General features: G+C 53.9%; 15 protein-coding genes. 7 read left to right on the top strand and 8 right to left on the bottom strand.

Annotated features, from left to right (window positions below; translation table 11 throughout):
* Positions 1-44: 44 nt before the first annotated feature.
* The 4 genes from LX59_RS05165 (at position 45) to LX59_RS05150 (ending at position 4,766) form a co-directional block, all read left to right on the top strand.
* Positions 45-821 (top strand): ferredoxin--NADP reductase, encoded by a 777-nt coding sequence (locus tag LX59_RS05165; RefSeq protein ID WP_144570783.1) that lies wholly within the window; start codon positions 45-47, stop codon positions 819-821.
* 107 nt (positions 822-928) lie between these two features.
* Complete coding sequence (gene argS / locus LX59_RS05160; protein ID WP_144570782.1) at positions 929-2,668, top strand: arginine--tRNA ligase; 1,740 nt, start codon at positions 929-931, stop codon at positions 2,666-2,668.
* 10 nt (positions 2,669-2,678) lie between these two features.
* On the top strand, positions 2,679-3,782 hold the full coding sequence (locus LX59_RS05155) for an SPOR domain-containing protein (protein WP_144570781.1): 1,104 nt from the start codon (positions 2,679-2,681) through the stop codon (positions 3,780-3,782).
* Between the two features lie 57 nt (positions 3,783-3,839).
* The gene (locus tag LX59_RS05150) at positions 3,840-4,766 is read left to right on the top strand and encodes a histone deacetylase family protein (protein ID WP_144570780.1); all 927 of its coding nucleotides are present in this window, start codon (positions 3,840-3,842) and stop codon (positions 4,764-4,766) included.
* A 173-nt stretch (positions 4,767-4,939) separates the two neighbouring features.
* Here the strand turns inward: LX59_RS05150 and LX59_RS05145 are convergent, their stop codons facing one another.
* Positions 4,940-6,259, bottom strand: coding sequence for an ammonium transporter (locus LX59_RS05145; protein ID WP_144570779.1), 1,320 nt, complete (start codon positions 6,257-6,259; stop codon positions 4,940-4,942).
* A 30-nt stretch (positions 6,260-6,289) separates the two neighbouring features.
* A complete protein-coding gene (glnK, locus tag LX59_RS05140) occupies positions 6,290-6,628 on the bottom strand; it encodes a P-II family nitrogen regulator (protein WP_144570778.1) in 339 nt (112 codons plus the stop codon).
* Positions 6,629-6,950: 322 nt separating this feature from the next.
* On the opposite strand from glnK, the gene LX59_RS05135 reads away from it, so the two are divergent.
* From LX59_RS05135 to LX59_RS05125, 3 genes are read left to right on the top strand one after another with little or no spacing between them, the layout of a single operon-like run.
* On the top strand, positions 6,951-7,235 hold the full coding sequence (locus LX59_RS05135; protein WP_144570777.1) for an accessory factor UbiK family protein: 285 nt from the start codon (positions 6,951-6,953) through the stop codon (positions 7,233-7,235).
* Between the two features lie 31 nt (positions 7,236-7,266).
* Entirely contained in the window at positions 7,267-8,763 is a 1,497-nt protein-coding gene (locus tag LX59_RS05130) for a YifB family Mg chelatase-like AAA ATPase (protein WP_144570776.1), read from the top strand.
* The gene (locus LX59_RS05125) at positions 8,764-9,201 is read left to right on the top strand and encodes a YqaA family protein (RefSeq protein WP_144570775.1); all 438 of its coding nucleotides are present in this window, start codon (positions 8,764-8,766) and stop codon (positions 9,199-9,201) included.
* On the opposite strand, the gene hemW is transcribed toward LX59_RS05125, so the two are convergent.
* The 6 genes from hemW to LX59_RS05095 form a co-directional block, all read right to left on the bottom strand.
* On the bottom strand, positions 9,198-10,346 hold the full coding sequence (gene hemW / locus LX59_RS05120) for a radical SAM family heme chaperone HemW (RefSeq protein WP_144570774.1): 1,149 nt from the start codon (positions 10,344-10,346) through the stop codon (positions 9,198-9,200). The genes LX59_RS05125 and hemW overlap by 4 nt on opposite strands.
* Positions 10,343-10,942, bottom strand: coding sequence for an RdgB/HAM1 family non-canonical purine NTP pyrophosphatase (rdgB, locus tag LX59_RS05115; protein WP_144570773.1), 600 nt, complete (start codon positions 10,940-10,942; stop codon positions 10,343-10,345). The genes hemW and rdgB overlap by 4 nt, the downstream gene beginning before the upstream one ends.
* On the bottom strand, positions 10,939-11,358 hold the full coding sequence (locus LX59_RS05110) for a DUF4426 domain-containing protein (protein WP_144570772.1): 420 nt from the start codon (positions 11,356-11,358) through the stop codon (positions 10,939-10,941). Before LX59_RS05110 ends, rdgB begins: the two co-directional genes overlap by 4 nt.
* A gap of 33 nt (positions 11,359-11,391) precedes the next feature.
* Entirely contained in the window at positions 11,392-11,991 is a 600-nt protein-coding gene (gene metW, locus LX59_RS05105) for a methionine biosynthesis protein MetW (RefSeq protein WP_144570771.1), read from the bottom strand.
* A 9-nt stretch (positions 11,992-12,000) separates the two neighbouring features.
* Positions 12,001-13,140, bottom strand: a complete 1,140-nt coding sequence (gene metX, locus LX59_RS05100) for a homoserine O-succinyltransferase MetX (RefSeq protein WP_144570770.1) — start codon at positions 13,138-13,140, stop codon at positions 12,001-12,003.
* 114 nt (positions 13,141-13,254) lie between these two features.
* Entirely contained in the window at positions 13,255-13,845 is a 591-nt protein-coding gene (locus tag LX59_RS05095; protein ID WP_144570769.1) for a YggT family protein, read from the bottom strand.
* Positions 13,846-13,850 lie beyond the last annotated feature (5 nt).

The raw sequence follows: 13,850 nt of genomic DNA, 5'->3' as shown, positions 1-13,850 counted from the left end.
GTTATGATGAGGGTCATAGATTCTTTGAGCGACAAGGAGCCAGTATGACGGTCGGTGAAGAGAAGTTCACGCGTGAGCATCTGTTAGAGGTACATCCCCTAACCCCTAAACTCTTTACGCTGCGTGTCACCCGGGCTTCGGGCTTTCGATTTCGGGCCGGACAATTCGCCCGTTTAGGAGTACGCAAACCCAGCGGCAGCATCGTATGGCGCGCCTATTCGATGGTGTCTGCGCCCCATGACGAATTTTTGGACTTTCTGTCCATCGTGGTTCCAGACGGCGAATTTACCAGCGAGCTAAGCCAGCTAAAGGTTGGCGATGAACTGTTGATTGACAAGCAGCCCTTTGGCTTTCTCACCCTAGATCGCTTTGCCGATGGCCGCGATCTGTGGCTATTAGCCACCGGAACTGGCGTAGCTCCTTTTCTGTCGATTTTGCAGGATATGGAAGCTTGGCAGCGTTTTGAGCGCATCATTCTCGTCTACAGTGTGCGCGAAGCAGCGGAGCTGGCCTACCAAGACTTGCTGCGCGAACTGCCAGAACAGGAATATCTCGAAGGCTTAGGCCACAAACTGACCTATGTGCCCGTGGTTACGCGCGAGCAGGTCACTGGAGCCCTGAACGGACGCATCACCCAACTGATTGAAGATGGCAGTCTGGAGCAGGCCGTTGGTCTAAAACTCGAACCGGAACACTCGCGGATCATGCTGTGCGGTAATCCTCAGATGATTGAGGATACGCGCTTGGTGCTGAAAAAACGCCAACTGGAACTGAGTCTAGTGCGTAAACCCGGACAGGTTGCGGTAGAAAATTATTGGTAGCCTTAGGCAAGTGCGGCGATTTGATCTTGATGCCGTAGCCGTAGGACGCGGATAATCACCGGTTTAGCACAGGCTGCTACCGCGCGCTTGCCCTTCCAAGAGACACTATGAAAGATACCATTCGCCAGTTGATCCAACAGGCGCTGGACAACCTTGCTGGGCAAGGCCAGTTGCCTACAGGACTGTCCGTCGCTATTCAGGTAGAAAATACCAAAGACAAAACCCACGGGGATTTTGCCAGCAACATCGCCCTGATGCTGGCCAAACCCGCTGGCCTTAAGCCTCGCGAACTGGCCGAGCGCCTGATTGCAGCGCTGCCCGAAGATTCTGCCATCAGCAAGGTGGAAATCGCGGGGCCGGGGTTTTTAAACTTCTTCCAAAACCCCAATGCCTTGGCTGAACGCCTGCAAGCGGCCTTCGCTGATACCCAGTTGGGTGTGCGCAAGGTCAGCCCCACCCAACGGGTGATCGTCGATCTATCCTCGCCGAACTTGGCTAAAGAGATGCACGTTGGCCACCTGCGCTCCACCATCATTGGCGATGCCGTAGCGCGCGTGCTGAGTTTTCTGGGCGATCAGGTCATCCGCCAAAACCATGTTGGCGACTGGGGCACCCAATTCGGCATGCTGCTGGCCTATCTGGAAGAAAATCCCCAAGCAGCCGAATCCGAGCTGGCGGATTTAGAACAGTTCTACCGCGCGGCGAAAAAGCGCTTTGATGATTCCTCCGAGTTTGCCGACCGTGCCCGCGCTTTAGTGGTCAAACTGCAAGCTGGTGATGCTCAGTGTTTGGCGCTGTGGGAGCGTTTTAACGCCGTTTCCCTGTCCCACTGTCAAGAGGTTTATGACCGCTTAGGTGTTCAGCTCGGCCCAGCCGATGTACGCGGGGAAAGTGCTTATAACGAGGACTTACCCCAGATCGTGCAGGCGTTGCAAACCCAAGGTTTGCTGACCGAAAGCGACGGGGCCCAATGCGTGTTTTTGGAGGAATTCCAAAACGCTGACGGCCAATCCTTGCCCGTGATTGTGCAAAAAGCAGGCGGTGGTTATCTGTACGCTACCACGGATTTGGCCGCCATTCGCTACCGTAGCCAACAGCTCAACGCGGATCGAGTGCTGTACTTTGTGGATCAGCGCCAAGCCCTGCACTTTCAGATGGTGTTTGCCCTCGCCCGTAAAGCCGGTTTTGCCTCCGAGCAGATTGCCCTAGAACACATGGGCTTTGGCACCATGAACGGCGCCGATGGAAAGCCCTTTAAAACCCGCGATGGGGGAACGGTTAAGCTGATTGACTTGCTGAACGAAGCCGAACAGCGCGCCTATGCTTTAGTGCAGAGTAAAAACCCTGAGCTGGATGAAACCGAACTCCGTCAAATTGCCCGTGCTGTGGGCATTGGAGCGGTTAAATACGCGGATTTATCCAAGCATCGCACCAGCGATTACAGCTTTAACTTCGAGCAAATGCTGAGTTTTGAGGGCAACACCGCGCCCTATTTACTCTATGCGCGTACCCGCGTTGCCAGCCTGTTCCGTAAACTGGGCCAATCAGCAGAGCAGCAGCAAGGGCCGATTCGTTTAGAGGCTGAGCAGGAACAGGCTTTAGCCGCAGCGCTTGCTCGTTTTGCGGAAGTGTTAAATCAGGTGGGCGAAAAAGGATTACCGCATTTATTGTGCTCTTACCTTTACGAGCTAGCCGGTTTATTCTCCAGTTTTTACGAACATTGCCCTATCCTCAGTTGCGAGGACGCGGCAACCCAAAACAGCCGTCTGTGCCTTGCCGCATTGACTGGCCGCACTCTCGAACAGGGCCTAAATCTCTTAGGTCTTGAACCACTGGAACGGATGTAACGGACGCGCAATGACTTACAAAAACTCCGCCTACCAACGCGGTGCTAGTCGTCATCAGCCACAACCTCCAGCAGCGGAGCCAGCCAAAACCCTGCCCGGCTGGGTTTGGATGGTTGGTGGCATCTTAATTGGCACCTTAGTGGTCTTCTTTTTGGACTTCAACTCGTCTAAAGACAAGGGTTCAGAAGAAGTCGCCTCAGCACCTGCCCAACCGACTGAGGCTCATCCCACGAGCAATACAGGGGCCGCCACCAGTTCAGAGCCGCCCAAGCCTAAGTATGACTTTTATACCTTGCTGCCCGACTCTAAGGTAATTTTGCCACCGGGTGCGGTAGAGGAGCCACCGCCACCCACAGCCCATACTGAAGCTAAGCCTGAGAGTCCGTTAGCCAATGCAGCCCTTCCAGCGGCAGCGGCGGTGACAGCAGTGGCAGCGGCTGCTTTGGCCAGCAAAGCCATGCAGTCTAATAATAATGCAGCGCCTCCACCCAATAATTACCAGCTCAGTCCGCCCTCTCATGCGGTTACTGTGACTGCGCCAACTAAACCAAGCGCACCCACTGCCCCTAAGCCAGCGGCTACCCCAGCGCCTGCCAAACCCGCTACAGCGCAGCAGGCTCAACAACCGGTACAGCCTAAAACTCCTCCGGCTAGCGCAGCAACTACAACGCCTGCTAAACCCGTTGCGGCTACAGTAACGGCTCCTGTGGCTACGGCGGCTAAGCCAACCACGACCACAACAGCGCCTGCGGCTATGGCAGCTAAACCTGTAACTCCCGCTCCTGAAGCAACGCCCGCGCCTACTCTGGCTAAGCTGCAAAATCCTCCCTCTGCTACCACGCAGGCGCAAGCTCAAGCCCAAAAACCGGCGCAGGCGCAAGCGGCTAAGCTCTTTTTGCAGGCAGGTTCCTTCCGTAAAGCCGATGATGCTGACCGAACGCGAGCCGAGATGCTGCTCATGGGGGTTAATGCACGGGTAGAAACCACCACCGTGCGCGGTGAAACTTGGCACCGCGTTTTGGTTGGCCCTTACAACAGCCAAGATAAGCTGGATCAAGCCCGTAAAGAACTATCCAGCAGTGGCTACAGCAATCTAGTTCCTCAAAAACGCTAACTAACAAGCAGCCTGACGCTTATCCCGTCAGGCTGTCTTGCTCCGAGTGTTGCGCTGATGCTCACCCCTATGCCCTTGGTATTCCATGAGGATTACAGTCCCCCCCTCCCTGAGGGGCACCGTTTTCCCATGCCCAAGTTTCGCTTGCTACGCGATCATCTGGTGGACTTTGGCCTGACTACGGATGCAGCCCTGCTACGGCCTGAATGCTGCCCTGCGGATATTCTGGCCTTGGCCCACGACCCTGCCTATGTGCAGCGTTACTGTTCTGGCGATATGAGCCGCGAAGAACTGCGCCGCTTAGGACTACCTTGGACTCCAGCTTTAGCTCAACGCACCCTGCGGGCTGTGGGCGGCTCTCTGTTGACCTTGGAGCACGCCCTAAAGCACGGTTTGGCCTGTCACCTAGCAGGAGGGACGCACCACGCCCACTATGCTGAGGCTTCAGGATTTTGCATCTTTAACGACCTAGCCATTATGGCCCTGCATCTGTTGGAAACTGGGCAAGCGGGGCGGGTATTGATCTTTGATTGTGACGTACACCAAGGCGATGGCACCGCGCGGATTTTGGCCGATGTTCCCGATGCTATTACCGTCTCTTTGCACTGTGAAAATAACTTCCCGGTACGCAAAGCCCAGAGTGATTGGGATATTCCGTTACCAATTGGTATGCAGGATCAAGCCTACCTAAAGGTTGTCAATGAGACGCTGGATTACCTATTGCCTCTATATCAACCGGATGTAGTGATTTATGACGCAGGTGTGGATGTACACCGTGACGACATACTGGGTCTTTTGGAATTAACCGATGCGGGGCTAATGGCGCGGGATACAGCGGTATTAGAGCAGTGTTTGGGGCGCGATATTCCCGTAGTAGGTGTGATTGGCGGTGGTTATGATAAAGATCATGCCCGTGTCGCCCGCCGTCATGCACATCTGCATTTTGCTGCCGCCGCCGTCTGGCAACGCTATGGATTAAGTTAGACAGGAGGAGAATGCGCTCTGTATGGGAAGTGCTCTTTGGCTGCGCGCTCGTATGATGCCGCGTGTGCGTCAGCAGTGAAACAACTTAAAATTTAGGGTAGAGCAGTTAAAGCCCCAAACCCTAGGAGGCAAGGAGCCTGCTTTAAAACGGCAGGCTCCACGCGCGGGCATAATTACAGGTTGTAACCACGCTCGTTGTGTTGGGCGATGTCGAGACCTTCGGCCTCTTCGTCGGGAGTAACCCGCAGCCCCATCACAATATCCAGTACTTTGAGGATGATGTAGGTGACAACGCCGGTGTAAATCACCGTCACGATCACACCCTTGAGCTGAATCCACAGTTGCAGGGCGATGTTATCGACCTCACCGAAACCACCCAGAGCCGGAGCTGCGAAGATACCGGTCAGCAAGGCACCGATGATACCGCCTACACCGTGTACTCCGAAGGCATCTAGTGAGTCGTCATAACCTAGCTTGCGTTTCAGGGATGTGGCGCAGAAGAAGCAGACAATGCCGCTAATCAGACCGATGATCAGAGCACCCATAGGGCCAACCGTACCCGCCGCAGGAGTAATAGCGACTAAGCCTGCAACTACACCTGAGGCGATGCCCAGAGCACTGGGTTTGCCATGTGACAGCCACTCAAAAGCCATCCAACCCAAAGCGGCAGCGGCAGTAGCAATTTGAGTCACCAGCATGGCCATACCCGCGGTGCCATCGGCAGCTACGGCAGAACCTGCGTTAAAGCCGAACCAGCCCACCCAGAGCATGGCCGCGCCCACGAGGGTATAACCCAAGTTGTGAGGAGGCATGGGTGTAGAGGGATAGCCTTTACGTTTGCCCAGCACAATACAGGCTACTAAACCAGCAATACCGGCGTTAATGTGAACTACCGTACCGCCTGCAAAGTCCAGAACACCCCAGTCCCACATCAGGGCACCGTCACCACCCCACACCATGTGGGCAATGGGCGCGTATACCAAAGTGAACCACACCGCGACGAAGATCAGCATGGCTGAAAACTTCATACGCTCGGCGAAAGCACCCACGATCAGAGCTGGCGTGATAATCGCAAAGGTCATTTGGAAGGTGATAAAGACACTTTCCGGGAAGGCACCTACGAGGCTTTCACGAGTTAGGCCGTTCAAAAATAAACGGTCAAGACCACCGATGAAGGAGCTTAGATTGGTCACGCCCGCTTCCATACCGGTGGTATCGAACGCCAAGCTGTAACCGTACAGCATCCATAGCAGGCTGACTAAAGCGGTGATAGCAAAGCACTGCATCATGACGGACAGAATGTTTTTAGAGCGCACCATGCCGCCGTAAAACAAAGCCAGTCCGGGGATCGTCATAAACAGCACTAAGGCTGTGGATATCAGCATCCAAGCGGTATCGCCAGAATCCAAGGTAGTTTCTTGGGCCATAGCCAGTCCGGGACTGGCTAACAGGGCCAAAAGAGCTCCTTTGCCTGCGAGATTTCGCAGCATCATACAGTTTCTCCTGAAAGGTAAAACAAAGGCTTAGATCGCGTCACTGCCACTTTCGCCAGTGCGAATACGAATAACCTGTTCCAGATTGACGACAAAAATTTTGCCATCGCCGATTTTGCCGGTATTAGCCGCTTTACTGATGGCATCAATTACCTGATCCAATTGATCGTCAGCGATGGCCACTTCGATTTTGACTTTAGGTAGAAAGTCAACGACGTATTCAGCACCCCGATACAGTTCGGTATGGCCCTTTTGACGACCAAAACCCTTAACTTCGGTGACTGTGATGCCCTGAACACCGATGTCCGACAAGGCTTCCCGTACGTCGTCCAGCTTGAAAGGCTTAATGATGGCGGTGACTAGTTTCATGAAAAGCTCCCGATTTTTATAACCCACTCGCACCGAGCAGACTAAAACTTAGTGGTCCGGTTCTTGTTCGAGATTGGACTGACCTTCCCACCGCTACAATCCCCAAACAGGACTTGCTATCGCATCCGTAGCATCCTGTGACTGAGGCCAGTGTTCACAAGCAGAAAAAATGCCAGACATTCTAACCTTAAGATCGTCAAGTGCTCCAGTATAAGCCTTGTACCTATGGGTACGGGACTAGGGCGGATCGACCTACCCAACCGCAGCGCACAACGCCAAGAGCCAATGTTAAACTGATTACATTTACTCTAGGAAATGACCTATGTTACCCCCCAAAGCCCTTATTGAGGCGGTCAATGCTCAGGCTGCACGTTTACTGAGTGGGGAACTACCGCTATCCCGCACCGAGCTTGAAGCACAGCTAAAGGTATTAATCCAAGGGGCTTTATCTCGATTGGATGTAGTGAGCCGCGACGAGTTTGATAATCAAGCTTTAGTCTTAGCCCATACTCGTGCGCGTCTTGAAGACTTAGAACAGCGGGTACAGAGTTTAGAGCAGCGGCTGACTGTACTGCATCCTATGGTCATACAGAATGATAAGGCGTAACAAATTTAAACACTGATCAGGGAGTGATCTGATGGCTTTGGCACGGGTATACAGTCGCGCTCAAACGGGTATTGAAGCACCAGAAGTAATGGTCGAGGCACACTTGGCCAACGGTCTGCCTTCCTTGACTTTGGTTGGACTGCCCGAAACCGCCGTCAAGGAAAGCAAAGATCGGGTTCGTAGTGCATTGTTAACTTCGGGGTTTGAGTTCCCGGCGCGGCGTATCACCCTGAATTTAGCGCCTGCGGATTTACCCAAAGAAGGCGGGCGTTTTGATCTGGCCATTGCCTTGGGTATTTTGGCTGCCAGTGGTCAGATTCCGGTTGAGGCCTTGAACCATCTTGAATGCTTAGGCGAGCTGGCTCTATCCGGTGCCGTTCGTCCGATACAGGGGGTGTTACCGGCAGCTTTAGCGGCCCGTGCCGCAGGGCGAACCCTGTTAGTGCCTCAAGTCAATGCCGAGGAAGCCAGTTTAGCCACCGGATTGCAGGTACTGGCCGTTACTCATCTGACTCAGGTGACTGCGCACCTACAGGGCCAAAGCCCGTTGGCTCCTTATCAAGCTCAGGGTTTGCAGACTCAGCGAAACAGCTATCCTGATCTATCTGAGGTGCAGGGGCAGTTATCCGCCCGCCGAGCGCTGTTGGTGGCTGCTGCTGGTGCCCATAATCTGTTGTTCAGCGGCCCGCCCGGTACAGGCAAAACGCTGTTGGCCAGTCGCTTACCCGGTTTACTGCCGCCCTTAACCGAGCAAGAAGCTTTGGAGGTGGCGGCGATTCAATCCATCGCCCACTCAGAACCCTTGCAACATTGGCCGCAACGCCCCTTTCGTCAACCGCACCACAGTGCTTCTGGCCCCGCCTTAGTGGGCGGCGGCAGTCGTCCGCAACCGGGGGAAATCTCTTTAGCCCATCAAGGGGTGCTGTTTCTGGATGAGCTGCCCGAATTTGACCGCAAAGTGTTGGAAGTCCTGCGCGAGCCCTTGGAAAGCGGCGAAATTGTGATTGCTCGGGCGCGCAATCGAACCCGTTTTCCAGCGCGTTTTCAATTGGTGGCGGCCATGAATCCCTGTCCCTGCGGTTATTTAGGTGATCCTTCAGGGCGCTGCCGCTGTACTCAGGAGCAAATTCAACGCTACCGTAACCGACTGTCTGGCCCGCTGCTGGATCGTATTGATCTGCACCTTACGATGGCGCGCGAAACCACTCGTCTGAATTTAGCTCCCGCCGATCAACCGAGCAGCGCTCAGGTCGCTCAGCAGGTGGCCCAAGCGCGCTGCCTACAGATTCAACGTCAAGGAGTAGCCAATGCTTTTTTGGATTTGGAAGGGTTGCGCCAACATTGCACTCTGATTGCCGAGGATCAGCATTGGTTGGAGCAAGCCTGTGAGCGTTTAAAGCTGTCCCTACGCGCCGCTCATCGGTTACTTAAAGTTGCACGCACCTTGGCAGATTTAGAGGGAGTTGATCAAATTGCGCGCCGCCACTTAGCTGAGGCGCTCCAATATCGACCCACCCTTGGTTTATAAATGCTCGATTTTTCGGTGTATGCGGGACTGTTTTTGGCGGCTTTTGGCGCGGCTACCTTACTACCATTGCAGTCAGAAGCCTTACTGGTCAGTCTATTGCTGGCTACTGAATATTCAGTAACGGCCTTGGTGTTAGTCGCCACGCTGGGTAATGTGCTGGGCTCGGTGGTGAATTGGTGGCTGGGTGTAGGTATTAGTCGCTGGCAAGATCGGCCTTGGTTTCCCGTTAGTCCTCAGGCCTTGCAGCGAGCCAGTCGGGCCTACCAAAAATACGGCTATGGGTCGCTGTTATTGAGTTGGCTACCCATTGTGGGGGATCCCCTAACCCTGATTGCCGGCGTTTTGCGTGAGCCGCTGTGGCGCTTTTTGTTGTTAGTGACCTTGGCCAAAGCAGGTCGCTACCTGATATTGGCGGCCATAACGCTGCACTGGAGTTAGGGTAAGAACAGTTGCAACAAATCATTCAGGAATAGCTGACCTCGTGGCGTGGCTACCAGCCGCTGAGGGTCGGTTTCTAGCAATCCCTTTTGCTCGGCTTGGCGGCGGATTGTAGCGATCTGTTCTAAGGACAAGCCGGTACGTTGGCTGAATAGCTCGGATGGCACGCCTTGGGTTAAGCGCAGCGCATTCATTAGAAATTCGAAGGGTAACTCATCGGCCTCTAAGGTGTGTTCCCCTGCAATCCACTGGCCTTTCGCGGCTAAGTAATCCTTTGGGTGACGATGTTTCCAGTGCCGAATAATCTGGCCCTGAGCCTGAGTCAGTTTGGCGTGGGCACCGGCTCCTAAGCCCAGAAAATCCCCAAACCGCCAATAATTCAGATTGTGGCGCGCCTGCTTGTCGGGTCGGCTGTAGGCGGAGGTTTCATAATGTTGATAGCCCTGAGCTGCTAATAGGTCTTGACCGGCCTCTTGGATCGCCCACAGTAGATCATCTTCCGGTAATAGCGGGGGCTGATGCCAAAATTGGGTATTGGGCTCTAACGTCAACTGATACCAAGACAGGTGGGTTGGCTGTTGTTGCAGCGCCAGCGTTAAATCGCTCAGCGCATCCTCAAGGCTTTGTCCGGGTAGGCCGTGCATCAAGTCCAGATTGAAGTTATCAAATCCGGCTTTATGGGCCATTTCTATGGCTCGGATGGCTTCTTGACCGTTGTGTACCCGGCCTAGGGCTTTGAGTTTTGCTTCCTGAAAACTTTGGATACCGATGGAGAGCCGGTTAATCCCTAAGGCGCGGTAGTCCTGAAAGCGTGTCTGCTCAAAGGTGCCGGGATTGGCTTCGAGGGTGATTTCAATATCCGCTACAAAGCCGACCTGCTGCTCCAAGGCGTGCAGAATCTCACCCAAGGCTTGGGGCGAAAATAGGCTCGGCGTTCCACCGCCAAAAAAGATAGAGCTTAGGGGGCGGCCTTGAACCCAAGCTAGATCCTGTGCCAAATCGCCCAAAACCGCCGTTATATAGGCTTGTTCTGGAATAGGCCCGCGCACCCCGTGGGAATTAAAATCACAATAGGGACACTTTTGCAGACACCAAGGGATATGCACATAGGCTGCGAGGGGTGGTAGGACTAAGTTTGGGCTCACACCAGCTCCAGACGCTGTTTGAGCAAAGCCACGGCTCGCGCCCGATGGCTAAGGCGATTTTTCTCGCTGGCAGGTAACTCAGCACTGGAACAGCCCCAGTCCGAAGTCCAGAACAAAGGATCGTAGCCAAAACCGCCGTGACCTCTTATTTCGTGCAGAATACGACCCTCCCAAAGGCCTTCGCACAGAATGGGCAGCGGATCTTCTGCATGACGCATCAAGGCTAAAGAGCACACAAAGCGCGCTGTGCGTTGTTCATCTGGCACGCCCTGCAATGCTTGTAGCAGCTTGAGGTTATTGGCTTTATCGTCTTTACCGCCGGCATAGCGGGCGGAGTAAATGCCCGGTGCTCCGTCTAAAAAGTCCACCGCTAAGCCGGAGTCATCCGCTAAGGCAGGCAAACCTGATACACGGGCTGCATGTCGCGCTTTGAGGATGGCATTCTCCACAAAGCTGAGGCCGGTTTCCTCGGGCTCTTCTTTGCTGAACTCACTCACCAGACGCAAGCGCAAGCTATCGCCCAATAAGGCCTGAAATTCTTTAAGTTTGCCTGCATTGTGGCTGGCTAAGACCAATTCGCGCACGGGAGGATTCATGGTTCGGGAAATACCTCTTGAGTGAACTGAATGGACATAGGATCGGAGTCCAAGGGTTGTACGCTGAGGCTGAAGGTCAGCACATCCTGTTGGGTAATGGGAAATTGGGACAGGTAGTAAAGACTGTTCCCCTCTTTGATCAGCCGAAAGCTGAGGGGCGTTTCCTGCCCAGACAGATTTTTAAGCATACCGCTGATCAATGCCGGACGCGGTAAGCCCGCCTTGCGCAAACTGAGGGTAATGACACCCTGCTGTTTGCTGCGGATTAACTCATGGGCCTGAGCCATCTCAGGAGCCAGAAAGCTGGCGTTAAAAGCGCTGTAATGTACCTCGTACTCACCCTGAGTATATTTGCGCTCAGCCCATACCGGCTGGCTCAATAAAAGTCCCAGAACAGCGATCCACAGGTAGTTCATTGCACCGCTCCTCCCGTTAAGGGAACGCCAAATTTAAGGGGCTGCTGCCGCCATCCGGTAAATACCGATTTCACCTAACAGATTGGGCCACAGACGGCTGCCCAATCCATGACGGTGGTCACGATCTACTGCAAAACGCTCACGTACTTCAATGTTTAGCGTTCGGCATAGGTTCTCAAAGTCTTCAAAGGTACAAAAGTGAATGTTCGGGGTGTTGTACCAGGTGTAGGGCATAAATTCGGAAACCGGCATTCGTCCCTTGGTAGCCAGATACCAACGGCAGCGCCAATGCCCAAAATTGGGCAGGGTGACAATGCATTCACGCCCCACACGCAGCATTTCTTTGAGCAGCAGATCGGGATAGTGTACCGCTTGAATGGCTTGGGTCATGACTACTACGTCAAAACTGGCGGTGGCAAAGTTGCTTAAGCCCTTGTCTAAATCCTGCTCAATGACGTTGATGCCCTGTTCTAAACATTGGTTGATGTTGTCTGGATCAATTTCCAGTCCGTAACCAATGATCTGTTTGCGCTCGCGAAGTGCTGCCAGCAGCTCGCCATTGCCACAGCCCAGATCTAGCACCCGACTACCGGGCGCGATCCAGTCCTGAATTAACTCAAGATCGGCACGCATGGGAACTCCTCACACAGCAATGCGGTTCATGTAGGTACGGAAGGCTTGCACATAGCGCGGAATCGGCAGCAAGAAGGCATCGTGACCCTGAGAGGCCTCAATCTCCAAATAGCTGACATTCTTACGCGCTTCTAACAAGGCATCGACGATCTCCCGCGAGCGCGCCGGAGAAAACCGCCAATCGGTGGTGAAGGACATCAAGCAAAAGTCCGCCTTTGCCACTTCCAGAGTGCGTACCAGATCATCGTTATAGGCGGCAGCCGGATCAAAATAGTCCAAAGCCTTGGTCATCAGTAGATAGGTGTTGGCATCAAAGCGCCCAGAGAATTCCTCGCCTTGATAACGCAGATAGCTTTCCACCTGAAAGGCTACGCTGTTGAAGTCGTAATTCAGCTTGTCGTTTTTTAGGTCGCGGCCAAATTTTGCCCCCATCGCATCGTCCGACAGGTAGGTGATGTGGCCGACCATGCGTGCCAGCATCAATCCGCGTTTGGGGATCAGGTTTTGCTCCTGAAAGTGGCCGCCACAAAATTCAGGATCGGACAAAATCGCCTGCCGAGCCACTTCGTTAAAGGCAATGTTTTGGGCCGATAAACGTGGGGCCGAGGCAATCACCACCGCATGCCGGATGCGGTCAGGATAGCTGATGCTCCATTGCAAGGCTTGCATCCCACCGAGGCTACCACCCACCACGGCGGCCCATTGGTTGATGCCGAGACGGTCGGCCAATCGTGCTTGGCTGTGTACCCAATCTTCTACCGTTACCATCGGAAAGTCAGCACCGTAGGCTTTTCCGGTAGCTGGATTCAGGCTTAAGGGCCCTAAAGAGCCGTTGCAACCACCCAGATTGTTCAGGCTGACCACAAAAAACTGGTTGGTGTCGATGGGCTTGCCGGGGCCAATACAGCTATCCCACCAACCGGGTTTGGTGTCGTCCATGCTGTGGTAGCCCGCCGCATGGTGATGCCCTGAGAGGGCATGGCAAATCAGTACCGCATTGCTGGCCTGTGCATTAAGGGTACCGTAGGTCTCGTAGATCAGGTGGTAATCAGTCAGGGTACGACCGCAGGCTAGTTTTAACGGGGCAGTAAAGTGGGCCACCCGTGGGCTGACTAACCCGACCGAATCGGCAGTAATGGCAGTGGGCATTGAATCCTGCTCGGAGAAAAAAACCGCTCAAAGTCTACTGACTGGCGGCTTTAAATTCATCAACTGTGATGGCCGGTCGTAACGACCAAGGCCATACACTCTGGGGTCTAATATTTACAACAGGCGTTGCAGTAACGCCGGCATATGGCTCATCACCGCCAAGTTGTTGACCACCAGCATTTCCACCAATTGAATGGCTAAGAAGGCGAAGATGGGGGAGATATCCAGCCCACCCAGATTCGGCAGAATGCGGCGAATGGGGCTTAAAAGGGGCTCGCATAGCTGGTGCACTAACAGGGCACCCGGATTGTAACTGTTGGGAGCCACCCAAGATAAAATCACGCTGGCTAACAGGGCGAAGAAGAAGATTTTTAAGAACAGCCCTAGGATTCCGATCACAGCCCAAAGGATCAGGGATAGGGGATTGCCGATTCCGCCATAAGCCAGCAGCAGTAGCAAAGCCATAATCAGCATTTGCACCAGCAGCGCCAGCACCAGCGAGGATAAATCCAAGCCACCGATGCTGGGGATTATCCGGCGCAAAGGACGCAACAGGGGATGCGTAGCCTTAACCACAAACTGGCTGAGGGGGTTGTAAAAATCCGCCCGCACCAGTTGCAAAATAAAACGCAGCAAGACCACGATCAGGTACAGGCTACCCAGGGTTTGTAGAATTAAAATCCCTGCACTGTCCAATCCAATCATCAAAC

Source organism: Azomonas agilis (assembly GCF_007830255.1).
Classification (GTDB): domain Bacteria; phylum Pseudomonadota; class Gammaproteobacteria; order Pseudomonadales; family Pseudomonadaceae; genus Azomonas; species Azomonas agilis.
The sequence above is the reverse complement of the archived record's forward strand: the minus strand, read 5'-3'. Positions and strand labels throughout refer to the sequence as shown.